This is a genomic window from Nostoc punctiforme PCC 73102, from assembly GCF_000020025.1.
In the GTDB taxonomy this organism is placed as follows: domain Bacteria; phylum Cyanobacteriota; class Cyanobacteriia; order Cyanobacteriales; family Nostocaceae; genus Nostoc; species Nostoc punctiforme.
In genome coordinates this window covers 1,772,191-1,791,935 of the sequence record NC_010628.1, presented here as the reverse complement: position 1 = coordinate 1,791,935, position 19,745 = coordinate 1,772,191, and the positions used below count along the sequence as shown (strand labels likewise).

The 19,745-nt window shown below is 41.9% G+C and carries 11 protein-coding genes; 5 read left to right on the top strand and 6 right to left on the bottom strand.

The features are described from left to right. Nucleotides 1–126: 126 nt before the first annotated feature. The 3 genes from NPUN_RS07405 to NPUN_RS07395 all read right to left on the bottom strand — a co-directional run bounded on the left by NPUN_RS07405 (nucleotide 127) and on the right by NPUN_RS07395 (nucleotide 8,979). A complete protein-coding gene (locus NPUN_RS07405; protein ID WP_012408179.1) occupies nucleotides 127–5,148 on the bottom strand; it encodes a beta strand repeat-containing protein in 5,022 nt (1,673 codons plus the stop codon). A 73-nt stretch (nucleotides 5,149–5,221) separates the two neighbouring features. Further along, entirely contained in the window at nucleotides 5,222–6,316 is a 1,095-nt protein-coding gene (locus NPUN_RS07400; RefSeq protein ID WP_012408178.1) for a TIGR03032 family protein, read from the bottom strand. 596 nt (nucleotides 6,317–6,912) lie between these two features. Then, on the bottom strand, nucleotides 6,913–8,979 hold the full coding sequence (locus tag NPUN_RS07395) for a BamA/OMP85 family outer membrane protein (RefSeq protein WP_012408177.1): 2,067 nt from the start codon (nucleotides 8,977–8,979) through the stop codon (nucleotides 6,913–6,915). Nucleotides 8,980–9,214: 235 nt separating this feature from the next. Between NPUN_RS07395 and NPUN_RS07390 the strand changes: the two genes are divergently transcribed. Next, nucleotides 9,215–10,579, top strand: a complete 1,365-nt coding sequence (locus tag NPUN_RS07390) for a lipid-A-disaccharide synthase-related protein (protein ID WP_012408176.1) — start codon at nucleotides 9,215–9,217, stop codon at nucleotides 10,577–10,579. Between the two features lie 138 nt (nucleotides 10,580–10,717). Here NPUN_RS07390 and NPUN_RS07385 read toward each other — a convergent pair whose 3' ends face one another. Continuing rightward, nucleotides 10,718–11,440: a response regulator transcription factor gene (locus NPUN_RS07385; protein WP_012408175.1), complete on the bottom strand. Its 723-nt coding sequence runs from the start codon at nucleotides 11,438–11,440 to the stop codon at nucleotides 10,718–10,720. A 319-nt stretch (nucleotides 11,441–11,759) separates the two neighbouring features. Between NPUN_RS07385 and NPUN_RS07380 the strand changes: the two genes are divergently transcribed. The 4 genes from NPUN_RS07380 (at nucleotide 11,760) to NPUN_RS07365 (ending at nucleotide 15,549) form a co-directional block, all read left to right on the top strand. Next, nucleotides 11,760–12,146: a hypothetical protein gene (locus tag NPUN_RS07380; RefSeq protein WP_012408174.1), complete on the top strand. Its 387-nt coding sequence runs from the start codon at nucleotides 11,760–11,762 to the stop codon at nucleotides 12,144–12,146. Between the two features lie 403 nt (nucleotides 12,147–12,549). Continuing rightward, nucleotides 12,550–12,702 carry a response regulator gene (locus NPUN_RS44465; RefSeq protein ID WP_336884928.1) on the top strand — a complete coding sequence of 51 codons (153 nt, stop codon included), beginning with the start codon at nucleotides 12,550–12,552 and terminating at the stop codon, nucleotides 12,700–12,702. 348 nt (nucleotides 12,703–13,050) lie between these two features. After that, nucleotides 13,051–14,385 carry an ATP-binding response regulator gene (locus tag NPUN_RS07370; protein WP_012408173.1) on the top strand — a complete coding sequence of 445 codons (1,335 nt, stop codon included), beginning with the start codon at nucleotides 13,051–13,053 and terminating at the stop codon, nucleotides 14,383–14,385. Nucleotides 14,386–14,424: 39 nt separating this feature from the next. Continuing rightward, nucleotides 14,425–15,549: a hybrid sensor histidine kinase/response regulator gene (locus NPUN_RS07365; protein WP_012408172.1), complete on the top strand. Its 1,125-nt coding sequence runs from the start codon at nucleotides 14,425–14,427 to the stop codon at nucleotides 15,547–15,549. Nucleotides 15,550–15,581: 32 nt separating this feature from the next. On the opposite strand, the gene NPUN_RS07360 is transcribed toward NPUN_RS07365, so the two are convergent. Continuing rightward, nucleotides 15,582–16,037: a response regulator gene (locus tag NPUN_RS07360; RefSeq protein WP_012408171.1), complete on the bottom strand. Its 456-nt coding sequence runs from the start codon at nucleotides 16,035–16,037 to the stop codon at nucleotides 15,582–15,584. Between the two features lie 3,041 nt (nucleotides 16,038–19,078). Continuing rightward, on the bottom strand, nucleotides 19,079–19,498 hold the full coding sequence (locus tag NPUN_RS07355; RefSeq protein ID WP_041565253.1) for an RtcB family protein: 420 nt from the start codon (nucleotides 19,496–19,498) through the stop codon (nucleotides 19,079–19,081). Nucleotides 19,499–19,745: the final 247 nt, after the last annotated feature.

Genomic DNA, 19,745 nt, shown 5'->3' with positions numbered 1-19,745 from the left:
CTTTAGGTACTTTGAGATACCCCTTTAAAAAGATATGCGTTACCCAGAACTCTTGTAGAGACGTAGCATTGCTACGTCTCTACTTTTTCACCAGATGTCTACTCTACATTCTGTGTTTTGAGCAAACTATGCTTGCAGTACAAAATTAGATGCAGTGAGAGTTGGCGCACCAGTTAGAGTCGCAAATAGACCACCGCTACCAAAACCAGCCGCGTTGCCATTTTGGTTGTAGAACAACTCACCACTCACAGAATTGTAGACAATTTTTGCCGTGCTACTCGCTGCTGAACTAGTGATTTGAAAATCACTGGTGTTACTAAAACCATTTCCGGTAGCAGAAGTAATTGCACTAAAGATAGTCTTACTCAGTACAATCTTGTCACCTTCGCTGCTTTTAAAGTCAGCGATTGCATCAACACCAACAAAGTCAGCATTGCTGTTGTAAAGGAAAAGGTCAGCACCGACACCACCGACAAGAACATCATTGCCTTTGCCACCCACAACAGTATCATTGCCTTCTCCACCGATGAGAATATCATCGCCTTCACCGCCCCGTAATAGGTCATTTCCACTATTACCATTGATGATGTCGTTACCTCCTTGACCATTAATCGCATCATTGGAGTTATCAAAACCTGCAACGTTATTGTTAAGGTCATTCAGGAAGGTGACGGTGTTCTTGTTAAAGAGATTAGTTTGAGTGGAGTTGGCATTGAAGACATCAAAACTGTCAGTTATAGTGGTTTGTCCATCAAACAGGATATTACCAATAGCCGATCGTGAAGAAGTTGCTGGCAAATTATCCAGATTTTCTAATTGAAAGTTTTGCAGAGTAACTTTGGTAGAAGCTGCATCTGAAAAGATGAGTTCTAAGTTATTACCATTTTGAGTAAGTTGCAGATTTCGGGCAGTTAAACCACTACCGATAAATTGCAATGTATCCAGTTGCGTAATCACCGTTGCTGATGGATTTGAGCCAATACCTATTCCAGCAAAATCAGTGATCGTGTCGTTCCCATCACCAAGACGGAAGACAAAAGTATCATTACCCGCAAAGCCTGTGAGAATATCATTGCCCTTGCCACCAGCGATCGCGTCATTTCCTGGAGTGCCAGAAATGGTATCGTTTTGGTTAGTGCCAGTAATCTTAGTGCCAACTGCGATCGCAACTGTAGCAGTACTAGTCAGGCTACCATCGCTAATGGTGTAGTTGAAGTTGGCATTGCCACTCAACCCATTAAATGGGGTGAACACCACAAAATCATCCGCCGAGTTGCCCGAAGTGCCGTTATCATTTAGCACAGCAGTACCATTAGTTGCACCACTTACAGCAGTAATGCGGAGGTTACTGTTATCAATGTCGGTATCATTAGCTAGTAGAGTACTAGCAAGGATAGTAGTACTAGTATTAAAACCAGCAGTCAAAGTATCATTGACGGCAATGGGTGCATCGTTGACAGGTTTGACGTTGAGATTAAAAGTACCTGTAGTGTTGCCGCCATTGCCGTCAGCGACAGTGAAAGTGAAGCTGTCAGTGCCGTTGAAGTTGGCATTGGGGGTGTAGATGAAGAAGTCGTCACTGGGGTTGCTTGGAGTAGTATTGTCGTTGAGTGTTAGTGTGCCGTTAGTGGGGTTAGTGAAGTTGTTAATGCTCAATGTATTACCATCTGCATCTGTATATCTACGTAGAATGTTGCTAGTAAGAATAGTCACGGCAGTATCTTCGTTGGTAGTAGCCAGCGTTCCAAAGCCAAAGACCACGTAGCTCTCCCCAGCTTTGTCCTGGCCGTTGGGGGAGGCATTAGGTGCCCCGATAATCAGGTCGTCGAAGCCGTCACCGTTGATGTCCCCCGCATTGCTGACGGAACTGCCCGATCTGTCATAAGTATCAATGCCGTTAAGCACAAAGCCGTTGCTGCCATTAAGAGACGAGAGATTAAGACTGGCTCCAAACCCACTGCTGCTGCCAAAGACCACGTAGCTCTCCCCGGCTCTATCCTGACCGTTGGGATCGGCACCGTATGCCCCGATAATCAGGTCATCGAAGCCGTCGCCGTTAATGTCCCCCGCATTGCTGACGGAGGAGCCTGAGTAATCAAGAATATCAATGCCGTTAATTACAAAGCCGTTGCTGCCATTCAGGGAAGAGAGGTTAAAACTGGCTCCAAATCCATTACTGCTGCCAAAGACTACATAGCTCTGCCCGGCTCTATCCTGACCGTTGGCATCGGCACGCAATGCCCCGATAATCAGGTCATCGATGCCATCACTGTTGATGTCCCCCGCACTGCTGACGGAGTTACCTAAATCATAACTTATATTATTGTCGTCAAGTTCATCAATGCCTTTAATTACAAAGCCGTTGCTGCCATCCAAAGATGAAAGATTAAAACTAGCTGCAAACCCATTGCTGCTGCCAAACACCACGTAGCTCTCCCCAGCTCTGTCCTGACGTGCACCAGTTGCGCCGATAATCAGGTCATCGAAGCCGTCGCCATTGATGTCTCCCGCACTGCTGACGGAACCGCCCGATCTGTCACTTTCATTAATGCCGTTAATTACAAAGCCGTTACTGCCATCCAAAGATGACAGATTGAGACTGGCTCCAAACGCACTACTACTGCCAAACACCACGTAGCTCTGCCCGATATTTGAAGACCCGTACCCATCCTTGGGGGAAGCATCACTTGCCCCGATAATCAGGTCGTCAAAGCCGTCGCCGTTGATGTCCCCCGCACTGCTGACGGATCTGCCTGAGAAGTCACCATCATCAATACCGTTAATTACAAAGCCGTTGCTGCCATTTAAAGATGAAAGATTAAAACTGGCTCCAAATTTATTACTGCTGCCAAACACCACATAGCTTTCCCCGGCAAAAGGCTTACCGGTGGGGCTGGCAAGTATTGCCCCGATAATCAGGTCGTCAAAGCCGTCGCCGTTGATGTCCCCAGCACTGCTGACGGAAAAGCCTGAACTGTTATCCGCATCAATGCCGTTAATTACAAAGCCATTGCTGCCATTTAAAGATGAAAGATTAAGACTGGCTTCAAATCCATTACTGCTGCCAAACACCACGTAGCTTGACCCGGCATCATCCTGACCATTGGGGTCAGCATCATTTGCGCCAATAATCAGGTCATCAAAGCCGTCGCCGTTGATATCCCCGGCACTGCTGACGGAAAAGCCTGAATTGTCACCGCTATTAATGCCGTTAATCACAAAGCCGTCGCTACCATTGAGCGAGGAGAGATTAAAAACTGAAGCAACCTTGGGTGCATCATTGACTCCGTTAATAGTCAAATTGACGCTAGCTGTATTGGTCAAGCTGCCATTGCTGGCAGTGTATATAAAGCTATCAGTGCCACTTTCACCGATAACCAAACTATCAAATTTAGCATTTGGGTCGTAGGTAAAGCTGCCATCAGCATTAAGGGTAATTAAAGCACCAGAACTCAGGGTAATGGCAGTGCCAACAACAACTGTCCTGCCATTAACAGCCGTCACCGCTAGGGAATTGCTGTCGTTGGCTAAGACCTCTATATTAACGGCAGTGTCTCCGTCGGTGGTAGCGGTATCATTAACCGCCACAGGAGGTTTATTAGTAGGCGTAGGAGATGCAAAACCAAAGACCACGTAGCTTGACCCGCCAGCTGACCGATCGTTAGAGTAGGCATTTTTTGCGCCGATAATCAGGTCGTCGAAACCGTCGCCATTAATGTCCCCCGCACTGCTGACGGAGATGCCTGACTCGTCACGTTCATCAATGCCGTTAATTACAAAACCCTCGCTGCCATCCAAAGATGAAAGGTTGAAGCCTGCACCAAAGCCGCTGCTGCGACCAAAGACCACGTAGCTTGACCCAGCAAACTCCTGACCGTTGAGGTCGGCACCGTATGCCCCAATAATCAGGTCATCAATGCCGTCACCGTTGATGTCCCCCGCACTGCTGACGGAACTGCCTGAGAAGTCACCCGCATTAATGCCGTTAATTACAAAGCCGTTGCTGCCATTGAGTGAGGAGAGGTTGAAACTGGCTTCAAACGCACTACTGCGACCAAACACCACATAGCTCTCCCCAGCACGTGACTGACCGTTGGGGTTGGCACTATATGACCCGATAATCAGGTCATCGATGCCGTCGCCATTGATATCCCCCGCACTGCTGACGGAAATGCTTGAGTCGTTATATCTAAAATTATTAGCATTACTTACAAAGCCTTTAATTACAAAGCCGTTGCTGCCATTGAGTGAGGAGAGATTGAGACTGTCTCCAAACCCGCTACTGCTACCAAAGACCACGTAGCTCTCCCCAGAATACCTCTCTGTGAAGGGTTCGCCACGGAATCCCCCGATAATCAGGTCATCGATGCCGTCGTTATTAATGTCTCCCGCACTGCTGACGGAAATGCCTGAGCGCTCATAACGATCGGTGCCATTAATCACAAAACCGTTGCTGCCATTCAGGGAAGAGAGATTAAGACTGTCTCCAAATCCACTACTGCTACCAAACACCACGTAGCTCTGCCCAGCAAAGGTCTGACCGTTGGGGTTGGCACTATATGCCCCGATAATCAGGTCATCGATGCCGTCACCATTGATGTCCCCTGCACTGCTGACGGAAAAACCTGAGTAGTCACCGCTATCAATGCCGTTAATTACAAAACCGTTGCTGCCATTGAGTGAGGAGAGGTTAAGACTGGCTCCAAACCCACTGCTGTTGCCGAAGACCACATAGCTTGACCCGGCATTTAACTGACCATTGGGGTCGGCAAGTATTGCCCCGATAATCAGGTCATCAATACCGTCACCGTTGATGTCCCCCGCATTGCTGACGGAAACGTGTGAGTTGCCAAGCTCATCAATGCCAATGCCGTTAATTACAAAGCCGTTACTGCCATTGAGTGAGGAGAGGTTGAGACTAGCTCCAAAGCCACTACTGCTGCCAAAAACCACGTAGCTTGACCCAGGATTAAACAGACCATTGAGGTAGGGACTCAATGCCCCGATAATCAAATCATCAAAGCCGTCGCCGTTGATGTCCCCTGCACTGCTGACCGAGCCGTCTGAGAAATTATAAGTATTAATACCGTTAATTACGAAGCCGTTGCTGCCATTGAGGTCAGATAGATTGAAAACTGCATTAGCCATTATGCTTGATTCTCCTTATGATTTTGCTTTTGTTGTTTCTTGAGTCTAAAAACGGGAAATTTCACCCCTAGACTCATCCCATCGTTACCATTCGTCGAATTTCATCACTCTTAAAGCCGATCGCCATTGGACGACGCACCCCAGGTAGTGTCGCCACGTCGTATAATTCCAGTACGGCTCCCTCTATTCGCAGGGAATGCACAATATCCCCAGTCCGCAAGTCAATTACCAGCAACCCACATCGAGGTTCGACGTTTTTTTGTTGCAATTTCTCATCTAGGGGTAAACCACTAAAAGTCTTGTTGTGTCTCGGCTGAGAAATCCCCACGATCGCAAAGTTGCCATGAAATGCACAACCACGCATATATCCCGGACAAAAAGCTACGGGTTCAAAGCTGCCTCGTTCTAAGTCTACGTAGCCAAAATCCCCTGTCCCAGAGTTGAGTAACCACAATTTATCTCGATACCACCGAGGAGAATGGGGCATAGAAAGCCCCTTAAGTACTATCTCGTTACTCTCCACATCAATGATGCAACCACCATCAGCCCGTCTGTCCCGCCATCCTTCTGCTGCATCTGACTGACTAACAACAGTGACATATCTGGGTTGACCATCTCGCATTGCCAACCCGTTGAAATGACACCTGTCTTCTGCTGCCAATTTACTAATAAACGGCGGTTGCCACAGGGGAATGAAACTATGGGTGGGACTAACTTTGGCTAAACAGCTAAATAAGGTATTGACAAATATCAAATTTTCTGAATTATTTAAGCCACTACTGGGAATTTTCCCCTTTGGGAATGGGGAATTACTCAGGGCGATATCGTGAATGTCTAAGTCTCCTGTAACATAACTTATCTGGGGCAAATAAACAGCATCGTAGTTGTCGTGAACTTGCCCCGGTTGTAGGATGTTTTCAAAGCGCCATAATTGATAAAGCGAACTCATATACAAACTGCTGCCATAAGCATACAAACCCATGCAGCGTTCAAATGTGCGCTCGAATACTGATAGTTTGCCGCCTTGTTGCAAGCCGATGAAAAATAATTTACCTGCTTGATATGTGGTGAAAGCTAGACTAAGATTCTGTTCCAACAACCAAGGGGTGAACTGCCGTGAGGCATTTATTTCTAAGCGATTAGTTGCAGTTACAGGATTTTGATTCATTTTTTCTACGAGGGAGGAGGATAAAAAATTATCCTATCCCCATGTAGGTTTTTTGCCTCTTCAATTATCTCTTAAGTAGAATCACATAAACTGCTTCACCAAATCTTGAAGATATAAGTTTTTGTCAAAGCTTATACATTGTCACATAAACATCATATTAACTTTATTTTTTGTCTGAATATATTTTGTTTGCTGATTAAAATTGATGAAAACGCATTTTTTTGTTATTCCATAAATCATTCTGTGGTATGACTTTTGCCAAAATTACATAAGTAAATTTTATCAATAGAAGCTTATGACACGCTCGCGTAAGCAAAAATCAAGTTCATGCAAGCTTTATATAAGGGATTTACAAGAAATAAATTTAGGACTTATGCATCAAGCTATGAAATATAACGGCAATTCATGAATTGCCCCTACTAATGGGATAGACCATTAGTTTTGAGATAATTGATAAACGAACCGCATACTCCTACGGAGAAGCAAGCTACGCGCAACGTCTCGTAGAGAGCGTCTTGCAATTCTTAATTAATAATTTTTAATTTTTAATTGGAGCGTTCGTGTAGCGTCTAGTAGAGAAGCGACTTGACTGATACTTAAAATCGCTGACCTATGCCTAAATGCACTTTGCTTTCTCCTTGGTCATTAATGCCATAATCAGCCCGAATTAAGCCTAGTGGTGAATTTAAGCGGACTCCAGCCCCATAACCAAAACCATAGCCGGGTTTGTCTCGCACACCCGCAGGATCTCCTAATACAGTATCACCTGAACCTAAGTCTGAAGCAAAGTCGGCAAATAATACACCCCCTACGATTGGTAAAACTGGAAAACGATATTCAGCAGAAGCTAAGACATAACTACGACCACTTCCCACATCGCCGGAATCGTAACCGCGCACTGAGTTGGAACCACCTAAGTTAAAGCTTTCATAAGGCGGTAAATTACCAATGACAGTACCAGCTTGCAGGTTTACAGCAAATACTTGTGGCTGTTTGGTGTTAAATAACTGGACTGGTAGATATTGGCTGTAATTGGCTTTGAGGCGATTTAGAGAAATATTACCTTGACCTATAGGTATAGATTGTTCTGTACTCAAACTCAGAACGGAACCTTGAGTTGGGTTGAGGGGATTATCTCGTTGGTCTTTGGTGGCGGTGAAGGATACCGTAGTTAGGTCGTCAACACCAGTTCCACTCGCAGAGAGAGGATTGCCTTGAGCATCAGTTGGGGTAATATTACCTTGGCGATCGCGAATACTAGTTCGGGTATAGTTTAATCCTAATGAGGTATTCCAGTTGTCAATTGGTCGCTGTAAGCTGACACTCCCACCAATTTGACCTTCCCGTACTTTGTCGCCGTTAGCTAGCTTAATCTTGTCATCAAAGGTTTCCGAAAGTTCCCGATTACGAAAACCATTCACAGTGTACCCCAAGCGATCGGGGTTTGTTGCTCGATAAGGACTGATAAATTTGCTATTAAATTGCAAGTCTCGGCTACTTACGCCAACATTCACACCTAATGTATCGTTAACACCACCAACATTCTGATCTTGATAGCTGATTGTGCCTACCAAACCCTGATCTGCATTGTAACTACCACCCAAGTTAACACCACGCGCCCCAGTTTCTTTAAGTTGGTAGACTAAATCAAGCTTTGTCGCATCTCCTTCTAAGGCAACATTCACCTGCTCAAATAAACCAGTGCGATATAGCTGTTGGATGTCTTGCTTGACGACATTTTCTTGGAAGATTTGACCAGGTTTTAGCTTGAGTTGCTGTTGCAGAAAATCTGGTTTGGTGCGTCCTCCGACGGGATTGCCTTTGCTATCAACGGTTTTTCCCTCATCGTTGACAAAGCGAAACTTGATATCACTCACCAAGCCTTCAGCAACGTTCACAGTCAGAATGCCTTGAGAACTGGGTTTAATTGATAACACCCGTGCTAAGTTATAACCATTGTCGGCGTACCACTTGTTAATTTGTGCTACTGCTTGCTGGAGTCCAGCAGGACTGATGCTGGTTCCAATTTGAGATTGTAACTTTTGTTGGGCTACTTGGTAAGTGAGGACTTTAGCACCAGATAATTGTAGCGACCGTACAATTATCGGTTGCACTTGATAAACTACATTCAATCCAGCCTGTGTGCTAAAGCTATTCACACTGACATTGCTAAATAAACCTGTAGCCAAAATTGTAGCTACATCTTTTTGTAGCTGGCTTTGGCTGGTTTCTCCTCCTACCTGGGTTTTAATGACTTTACGAATAATCTCTTGCAATTCTTGATTGGCTCCCACTACCTGTACGTCTGTAGCTGTGACTACTAAAGTACTTTCAGTAGCAGGGGTTTTAGGAGATGGCCAGGGGGAGGCAGGGGGGATGGCTTGGGAATTTAACTCTTGTGCTGACTTTAAGACTACTGGAGAATTTTTGCTTGCACCTGTTTGTGCGGCGACGGGATTTTGAGAAAATTGTTGTGCAACTATGGTTTCTGGGGAAGCAATTGTCTCTATCCGTGTGGGAGTGTCTTCAATTATGGGCACTACCAAGTTACCAGCTTTTGCCGTTGGAATAACGGTTTTAGCGGATGCAGCCGTGGCTTGCTGAGTGATATTGGCAGCAGCTAAAGTAGCTAAAGTAAAAATTGCAGTAGCAGAAACTCGCATAATATTTAACCTAATTAACAGGGAGTTATATCAATTTTGGATTTTAGATTTCAGATTAAAAGACTTGATTAAAAAGCTTTTTCAATAATTTTAAACAACACATCCTTTGAGAATTTGGCGTTAGTTGTAGGAAAGCAAAGAAATAGCGATAATACTAACTTCCAGCTTATTCGCCGATTTCCCCTTATTTACACCTCTTCCCCAAACGACAGTTAATTTTGATATTTTGTTTCTTATGAGTAATTCATCCCGCTTATCTGTAGCCTCTAACTCCCAAGATGCAACTTCTCCTTTACGGTTACTTGTATTAAGTAATGGTCATGGAGAAGATGTAATTGCAGTTCGGATTTTGCAAGAACTCCAACGACAATCAAACCCACCAGAGATATTTGCTTTACCTCTGGTGGGTGAAGGACGTGCTTACCAACAGTTGGAGATCCCCCTTATCGGTTCAGTCCGCACTATGCCTTCTGGCGGCTTTATTTATATGGATGGCCGCCAGTTGGCGCGAGATGTACGCGGTGGTTTATTGCAACTTACCCTCAGCCAGATTAAAGCTGTCCGCCGATGGGTGAGTTCTCAAAAAAAATTAGGTAATAAAAGAGCAATTTTAGCTGTGGGAGATATTGTCCCCCTGTTGTTTGCAACTTTTAGTGGCGCTAATTATGCTTTTGTGGGTACGGCGAAATCTGAATATTATGTGCGCGATGAAGCTGGATTATTACCACGAAAATCCAAAGACGCGCGTTGGGAAAACTTTTCTGGTTCAGTTTACCATCCTTGGGAACGTTGGTTAATGAGTCGTCGCCGTTGTAAGGCGGTGTTCCCTAGAGATGTGCTGACGACGGAAACATTAAAGCAATGGCCAATTCCCGCTTTTAATTTGGGTAATCCCATGATGGATGGTCTGCAACCAACCTTTTCACGCCAACAATTTTATAGTCGGGACAGTCACCAGCAAGAAACGGTTAGACCTTTAATGGTGACTCTTCTTCCTGGTTCTCGTCCGCCAGAGGCATACACCAACTGGGAAAAAATTATGATTGCCGTATCTGCGCTGATGGCAAGTTTCCAGGAACGAGATTCGGTGTTTTACACTTCTGGCACAGTGGTGTTTTTAGGTGCGATCGCTCCTGGTTTGGACTCTAATATTTTATCCCAAAGCGTGCAATCCCAAGGCTGGCGGGCGGAATCAGTATGTCCTATCCAACTTCCCGATCCAAATATCTTGACATTTAAACAAAGAAATGCTTATCTTTTGCTGACTCAACAATCCTATAATGACTGCTTGCATTTGGGAGATTTTGCGATCGCAATGGCAGGTACAGCCACAGAACAGTTTATCGGTTTAGGGAAACCTGCGATCGCTATTCCCGGCAATGGTCCCCAATATAACCCTGCCTTTGCTGAAGCTCAAAGCCGTCATTTAGGCTCATCTTTGATTTTAGTCGAGCAGCCAGCAGAAGTGGCCGAGATCGTCCAGTCTCTATTCAAAGATCCTGATATTTTGCAAATTATTGCCGAAAATGGCCTGCGACGTATGGGCAAACCAGGAGCCGCACTACGCATTGCTGAATGTTTACAGGAACGATTGAGTTGAAGGGGCATTGGGCATTAGTTAATCTCGTTCATCTCTGCCACTTTCTGGCTCCTCGACTCCCTTATCTTCCCAATCTCTAATCCTCACAAGCTAAACGCTCCGCTATCCATGTACAGCACTCCTCACCCAGCACACTCCTTATGCTACCAACCCAGAACGTAAGGCCCTGACGGCAGCTTGGGTACGATCGTCAGCACATAATTTATTTAGAATATTACGAACATGGGTCTTTACGGTACCAACTGTAATATAGAGTTTCTCGGCAATTTGCCCATTGCTACACCCAGCTACAATCAATTCTAAGATTTCCAATTCCCGTTGAGTCAGGGGATATGTTTCTAAAACTTGCTCGTATTCTGATGCTAGCGCCTCAATTTTTACAGTCTTCGGCTTATCAGAATTTTGGCTTTCTCCAGGAATACCTTGGCGCATTTTCCGCAATACCACATTAGCAATTGCCGGATCAATCCAAGAGTTACCGCCGTGAGTTGCTTGAATCGCCTCAGTTAATTTACTGATGCTTGTTTCTTTCATGTAATAAGAATCAGCACCTGCTGCAAAAGCTGCAAGTACAGCGTCTTCAGTGTGATCCATTGTTAGGATCAGAATTTTCGTTGTCGTCTGACCAGTTTCAGCTTGATGGCGTTTGAATTTACGGGTGAGTTCAATGCCATCCATGTCAGGTAAACCGATGTCTACAACAGCTACATCTGGCTTTGCCGTTTCCAAAAGTTTTAGTCCTTGAGTAGCATTTGCTGCTTCGCCTATTACTTTCAAGGCGCTGTGAGACTGTAAAGCCGCTCTTAGCCCCATTCGTGTTAAGTCATGATCTTCAATTAAAATAATGCTAATTTCATTCATCGCTACACTCGCTCTTATGCTGTTTGCATCTTTCAAAATATTACCTTTCGTTAGCGCTTTCTGCTATTTCCCCAAACCAAACATAGATGATATTTTAACCAGTCTGCATCCATCGCTAGAAATAATAAATTTCCTCTTTTTTGATATTTAGATAGAGGACATATCTAGCTGGAGATATATAGATACTTGCACAAAAAGTATGAAATATTGAGACAAATGCCAAATTGCTCTCCCTTGTTCAGAATTCAGCTTTTAGTTGCCATGTTCCATTCATTATTTCCTATTATCTTGTACAAAGCTTTGAACAAAGCTTACTCAAATGGACGAAGTTCTGACTTTTAACGGGATCTGGAAAACCTCACTTCCATTCCTTTTTCCTTATAGAAAAGAGGTTTTAAATTCTCCCCCAACCCTACAAGGTTTGGGGGCTAGGGGTTTAGGTTTCGCCTCTTCTTTTCCCTATCGCGTGAAAAGTCAGGCTCGATGGTGGGCAATTTCAAAAGGAATTCAACCACAACTGCACAGGGTAATTACTCGTGCGCCCAAATGCTGGAGGACTTATGGCTCAAAAGTTAAGCCCTTTAGCAGCCAAAGTGGGCGAGTAATTTTTTTAATGCCAAAAGGCTTAGAAGGGCTTGGTATTCTTCCTAAAGTTTGCCAGGAGGTCTTGGTAATTTTCCAAACTGTGAAAGTTTGCGATTGTTAAGAAAATTGTTGAAATTCTAGAAGGTAGGAATACTTGTGTTCACAAATAGGTATAGGAAGTACTTTCTTATTTACCTGGTCTAACCAAATCAATGGTTAAAACTGCTCAAGCTTATGGTACAGGATAATGTTATGCAACTCTCACCAATGGCTGACGACGGTCACTTGATCGCTCATTTACAATTGGTTTAAGCTTAGTAAAGTATTTTATTTTACTTTATATCAGTTCTGTCTGTTGTGTCTAGAGCAGTAGGTTTCGATTTTTTAATTGCTAGTTTTTTGAAAGCCATTGGTAGTTTGCTAGAAGTTTAATTTCAATAGTCTGTCAAATTAATCATATTAAGGATACAACAGACTAAATTTAATGCAAGTAAATGCCATAAAGACTGATTAACACACTACTAGTGGAGGACAACGAAGTTGATTTGATGAATGTCTTACAGGCATTAAAGAAAGTTAATATTATTGACCGTATTCACCTTACTAGTTATGGGCTACAGGCACTAATAATGTTGTGTGGCAATGACAGACAGCCTCCGAAAGTTACTGCCGAGTAACATTTGCTTTTCCTAGATTTGAATATGCCAAAGGTAAGTGGCAGCGAATTATCCCAATAATTAGCTTTAAGAGCAACTCCTGTAATTGTAATGATAACCTCAAATCAAGATCGACACCGAGTGAAAGCTGACAGCTTAAATCTAGCCGGATATATCCTCAAGCCTTTCACCTTGCCTAATGTCAAGATGACGGCAACGCTAAACAAGTATTGGATATTATGCTAAATGCCTTAGTCAATCAAGTTACAGATTTTAGATGCCCGAAAATCTTATATTTTTTTTAATTGGATAATCTCAAAAGAGAAATGTTATACATCAACCTATGTTTGGCGGCAAAAATAAAAAACGATGGAAGAGACGCTGAAAATTTTGGTTGTAGAAAATGACGAAGTAGACAGGATGGTAGTCCGTCAAGCCCTGACGATAGCAGGTATTCAGATGGAACTGTCTGAAGTCGGCGATGGCAATGATGCGTTTTCTGCCTTAAGCAGTACTGCTTATGATTGTGTTTTCCTCGACTATGATTTACCAAACCAGGGTGGATTAACCTTGATTCAACGGCTGCATTTTTCGGAAATTAAAGTTCCTTTAGTAGTCTTGACTGGTCAAGGAGATGAACAAATGTCTGTTCAATTAATCAAAGCTGGTGCTACAGACTATCTCTCTAAGTCTAGAATATCCCCAGAAAACTTGGCACAGGTTTTGCGGAGCGCGATTCGAATTTATCGGGCTGAAATGCAGGCGGCTTTGGCAGAAGAGCAGCTGAGAGAAAGTCATGAAAAACTCATTCGTAAGAACCAAGAATTGGAGAGACAACAAGAACAGATTCAAATGCAAAACTTTAAGCTGTTGGAGGCATCACGGCTAAAATCACATTTTTTGGCCACTATGTCCCACGAACTCAGAACGCCGATGAATGCGATTATTGGTTTTTCGCAAATACTGTTGCGTCCTAAGTTCGGTCAACTAAGTAACCAGCAAGCAGATATGGTCGAGCGCATCTTGAATAATGGGAAGCATTTACTGATGCTACTCAATGAAGTTCTGGACTTTTCTAAGCTGGAGATAGGACGATTAGACTTAAAGGCGGAAATATTTGATGTATCAAAGGTCATAAATCTTGCTGTAGGTGAAATGCGTTCCCTCGCTGATGCTAAAAAGCTGTCGTTGTTAGTGCAAAACGATTTGCAAAATCCTTTTATATTTAACGATCCTGTTCGGATCAGACAAATTTTAACTAACCTACTCTCCAATGCGATTAAGTTCACAGAGTCTGGTGAGATTTGGGTTGAGGTTAAGGAACTACCTACAAATCAAGTGGCAATTATTGTTCGGGATACAGGTATTGGTATAGCTTCCAGAGATTTTAAACGTATTTTTGAAGCATTTCGCCAAGTCGATCAAACTATCACTCGCAAATATCCAGGGACTGGTTTGGGTTTGGCAATTGTAGATTCATTGGTGCGAATGATGGGCGGCAAAATTTTTCTGGAGAGCAAATTGGGCATTGGTTCAATGTTTAAAATTGAATTGCCGCGTCAAATCACATTACAAAATGTGGTAGACGATCCTCCCCATTTACAATTAGAGAGCGACGGGGTTTTTGGCAGAGCAAAAAATCCCCATCAGCCATCTTCTCAAGCAAGACAAGCACCAATAGGATATCCTAAATTTAAACTATAATAAATTACTTCCCAAAAAACTGATAAAAATTTATAGATTATGTCTGTAGTTGAAAATAATAAAATTTATCGTATTCTCGCAGTTGATGACACTCGAGATAATCTGATTTTGGTTCAAGCGATTTTAGAAAGTGAGGGATATGAAATTGATTTGGTTTCAGATGGAATAAAGGCTTTAAGGCAAGTTGAAAAATCTCCACCCGATCTGATTTTGTTAGATGTAATGATGCCGGGGATGGATGGTTATGAAGTCACGCGTCGGATTCGGAATAACCCAGCAATTAGTTATATTCCAATTCTGCTAATTACTGCTTTTCATGAATCTAGCGTTGTCGAAGGTTTAGATGCTGGTGCTGACGATTTTATTCGTAAACCATTTGATACTGATGAACTACTGGCAAGAGTGCGATCGCTATTACGTCTCAAGCACAGTCTGGACGAACAACAAAAAATGACCCGCCAACGGGAAGACTTTGTTTCTCGTCTGACTCATGATTTGCGAACTCCTTTAGTAGCTGCCGATCGGATGTTGAATTTGTTTGAGATGGAAACATTCTGCAAAATCTCGCCAGAAATGAAACAGGCGATCGCAGTTATGATTCGCAGTAACCAAAATTTGATGGACATGGTAAACACCCTCCTAGAAGTCTATCGCTTCGAGGCAGGTAAAAAAACGTTGAATTGGGAAGTATGTGATTTACGTGAGATATCTGAAGAAGTGGTGAGCGAACTAAGCCCTCTCACGAATGAAAAAGGTTTGACCCTGACAATAGACACCAGTAAATTAAATCCACTGAGTAAAAATGCTGGGATTATTATGGGCGATCGCTTAGAACTACGGCGAGTGCTAAACAATTTGATCGCCAATGCCATCAAATTTACAGATACAGGAGGGATCTCAATCCGCATTTTTGAAACATCACCTTCTCCAGAAAATCAAGATTCGGTAACTATTGAGGTACAAGATACAGGATATGGAATTGCACCCGAAGATCAGGCAACAATTTTTGAGCGATTTCGCCAAGGCAAACATAAACGTTCAGGTAGTGGCTTAGGGCTACATTTATCCCACAGGATTGTAGAAGGGCACGCAGGAACTATCCAGGTTGCTTCTGAAGTAGGTAAAGGTACTTTGTTCACTGTCCAACTACCTAAGAACATTTAACTTCTTCACGGGGATATTTTTATGCTAGATTGCTAATCTTGACAAAGTTCAAAAGCTGAGTAAGGAGAGAATTTTCCTCCCAATACACGGCGAATTATAGCCTCTAAGTCCTCAATCATATAGGGTTTGCTGATATAATCATCAAATCCTGCCTTAAGGATACGCTCTCGATCCTCCGTGGTAGCTAAAGCTGTGACTGCGATCGCTGGAATTTTGGAAGTTAAGGGTTCTTGCTTTAGATGACGCACAACATCGATACCGCTAAGACCTGGTAACAAAATATCCAACAAAATTAAGTCAGGTTGATATTCTTTAGCCACCAGCACTGTTGCAGAGCAATCTGTTTGACAAATAAATCTACAACCCATTAACTCAAGAGCATAACTAATCAGCAAAAGACTATCATCATGGTCTTCCACTGCCAAAATCAAAGGCTGGTGAGAGTTTTGCTGCTTTTCATCACTCATGAATGAATGTGCCAAATACATCTCTTCTCCAGAAGATTTTATTATGATTCCTCGTCTGTCTCTATTAGGGAGATACAGACGAGGCTTCGCGCGAACCTATGGAATAGTACTCAGTTAGAATTAGCTAATGTGTTTTACTTTTGCCTATTTGATAATTCTTACCCACAGAAAAATTGCTGAGTTAAGAAAACCTCAAGCTTATAAGTTTAGCGGATACTTTTCGATTATACGCAAAATCACAGGATATTTTTTTTGATAAGTTTACCATAAATTTATGTAAAAAGATCGGATGATTATTTGTAACAGTATCGGCTTGAACCGTGTATGCTTTGAGATTTTAAAGATACTAAATAAATAAGTAATTCAAGCTGTTAACTGTTAAAATATGTACTGTAATTTACGTACTGTATATAATTTAGACACACTCTTGATTGATTGTACAGACGCGATTGAATAGGTTTTTACAAGTGAGCAAACCAAGAGATTATTTTTGAGATGTTCCTGAAAAGAAGCAGCTTTTCATCTTTTGTCCAAGGCTATCTACTACTTTACTATAGCGCGATGTCTACGACGGGCCACACCTATACAGAAATTTGTTTGTAGATTATTCTATTGAGATTATTGTGAGTATTCTATACTACAAAAACAACAGTAAAGAGAATATACAGCTTTATAGCATCTCATTCAATTCACACCCTTTCTTTTATGTTTTGAGCCAATGCATATAATTTACTAGAGCTATTTTTGAACTTTAATGCCAAAATGCTTGGTTTAAAGCTAAATAACTAAAACTGGCGTAGGTTGGGGAGCCACTGCGCCCTTGCAGTTTCCCGACTTGTAGCCCTACGGCGAAGCAAGCTATGCGTAACGTCTCCAAAGGAGAAGAACGCTTTCGGCGAAGCCGTTCCCGAAGGGTAGAGCGTAAAGGAAGAAGGAAAGAAGATAAATTGAAATTTGATTCAGCTATCAGAATTAATGTGATAAATCGCTACTATTGTTCTTAACTGAACCGTATTAAGTTTAATGCAACCAAAAACTTGAGAATAATTTTGTTTAAGCTTTGTTAAATTAGTCCCTTAATGCGATTAATTTTATCCGCAATCAATTTTATTTTTAATCACATCTATTGAAAAAATTATCTATCTAAAGGGGGTTGAACTAATTCTCATATTATCGATAGAGCTTGTTACCAGATTTTATAAAAATTGTATACATCCTAGAGGAAGATGACCAGAATTAAGAGTAGCTCTAAATTAATTTTGGTGTGTCGAATAACTGCTTTCAATGAAGGTTTAGCTGAGTGCTAAACCTTTTTTCATGTCTACCATTAGGATATGTCAACACTCTCTAGACGGATGAACTGAAATCAAAGTAATTATAAATTAGCAAGGTATGGTAAACACTTGGTATATATAGGGCATGGCTAAAAGCCATGCCTTTTTTGTGACTGACAGTAACCAACTGAAACATACAACATATTTCAAGTTAGTGAGTAAAAAATAGCCCATATATCCTATCGCACATCCTCTCTAAGGCATTGGTGACTATCTACAAGTTGTTCAACGGAGTACTTGCAGGATATCAACCCTAGATTTCATACTTGATGCATGAATATTAATCAAAAATCACGTTCAAAATTCCCCCTAATTTCCTATTAATAATATATCCATATCATACTAAACAATGATGAACACTATCCTAAAGAAATAGAAAAGCTCATCAAAACATGTATGTTGGTGTTATTAAATACTATATATCAATAGAACAAGCAACAAAAAACCATCAATACCATATATAGATCGATATTCGTATCATTCTATGGATAGTAGAAATAACTATTTTACAAAGTTATTATTCAGCCTGTTAATGCCTGAAAAACGTGTATGCACCCTGGATATTATTCCAGGGTCTTTTTTTAGAAAAACTATAAGTAAAAGATAGACTTTTGTCAGAGTAGAAGTAAATTGATGCACTATATTATACACTGGATTGACCAGAAAAAATAAAGAGGGGATATATCAGAATCGACCTTGGTTATTAGAGTCTTTAGCATAATCCAAAAATTTTTAAATAGGAATAACTTTAGATAGATTTTTTGTGTATTTTTTCAAAAAATTAGTTAAGATTTTTACCAAGTCATGAAATACCAAATTTCTGAATATTTATACACATCCTCTAGGATGATGAACTGTAATAGAGAGTAGAACTAAATTAATTTTGTACGTTGTTAAGCACAGCAATTATTGAGGTTTGGTTCACAGCCAAACCTTTTTTTAAAGAGTAACCAGGAAGTGTGATATCAGATTTCAGAATATTTAGATACATCCTATAGGAAGATGAACTAAAGTAAGAGTCAGTCTAAATTAATCTTGGTGTAGTAAATGCTTGGTATATATAGAGGCTTGGTTTAACCAAGCCTTTTATTATGTACAAGTCTTCAAGAAATTTGGATACAGTCTATAGGAAGATGAACTGCTAGAAAAGCCAGTCTAAATTAATCTGAAACGTCTACTTAAGCACTAAATATGTAGGTTTAGCACTGAGCTAAACCTATTTTCTGCTCGAGTGAAGAGAAAGAAGCAATGCCGATAGCGTACCCCTGCGAAGGCAGGCTACGCTAGGTAGTTTCATACGAAAAAAGAAAAATACATAAAGTACTGATTTCTTGTTTTGTGGCATGACTTTTTACCCCACTTCCATTCCTCTCCCCGAAACGGCTACGGTGTACATAGAAGTCGGGAATAGTAGTCTGTCAAGGAATAATTGACGAGTACATTCTCTTTCAGGACGGCGATTTATCGCGTTTCTCTAACGTATCAGTCTTTTAGACGCGATAAATCGCGTCTATATACGAGGGCTTTCTGGCTTATCCCAAGCGTATTGGGATAAAACTAGCATTGATGACACTGGGTAAATTCCATCTAACTGATTGCAAAATAATCATCAAGCTTATGCGTTAATTGCATTTATACGGATTTATCATAGCTTCACAGATGCGATTCTAATATTAGGGAATAAAGATGGATACCCCTGGTCAACACCAGGGGCTTTTTATTTAGGGGCTACGCTTTAAACGTTAATACTGGACTCAATCGCGCCACAACGTCCACCATTTCTGCTTCAACCTGCACATCAATTACAGACTGAATCGGTTTGTAGGCGGCTGGTGCTTCTTCAATGCGGCGTTCTTCACGCAAGGTAATGCAGTCTATCCCAGTTAATGCCAGTTCTGCCTCATTTTGAGATGCACTTCTGCGATTGAGGTCGAAGCGAGAACGAATTCTTCCCGCCCCGTGTGAGGCTGAATTACAAAAGGCTGGATTGCCTTTACCCACCATCAGATAGGAATAAGCACCCATTGAACCAGGGATAATCACTGGTTGTCCTACATGGGCGGGACAAGCGCCCTTGCGTGTTACCCATCCTTTACCTTCTGGCAAGGTGATGTTATGTGGCAAATCATAAATTAGAGGTGCTTCCACATCCTTATATACCAATACGGTTAAGTATATACCAATACGGTTAAGTATATACCAATACGGTTAAGTATATACTAATACGGTTAAGTATATACCAATACGGTTAAGTTAAAGCTGAAAGCGTTATTAATGATATGGAAATTAGGAGCCTCAACTCGCTGTCCAGTGCCTCTGTGGCTTGGTTTTTTGGAGCGAAACTTTGATACAGGTTTTTTCACAACCCTGGGGTTACACCGATGAAGCCGCTCAG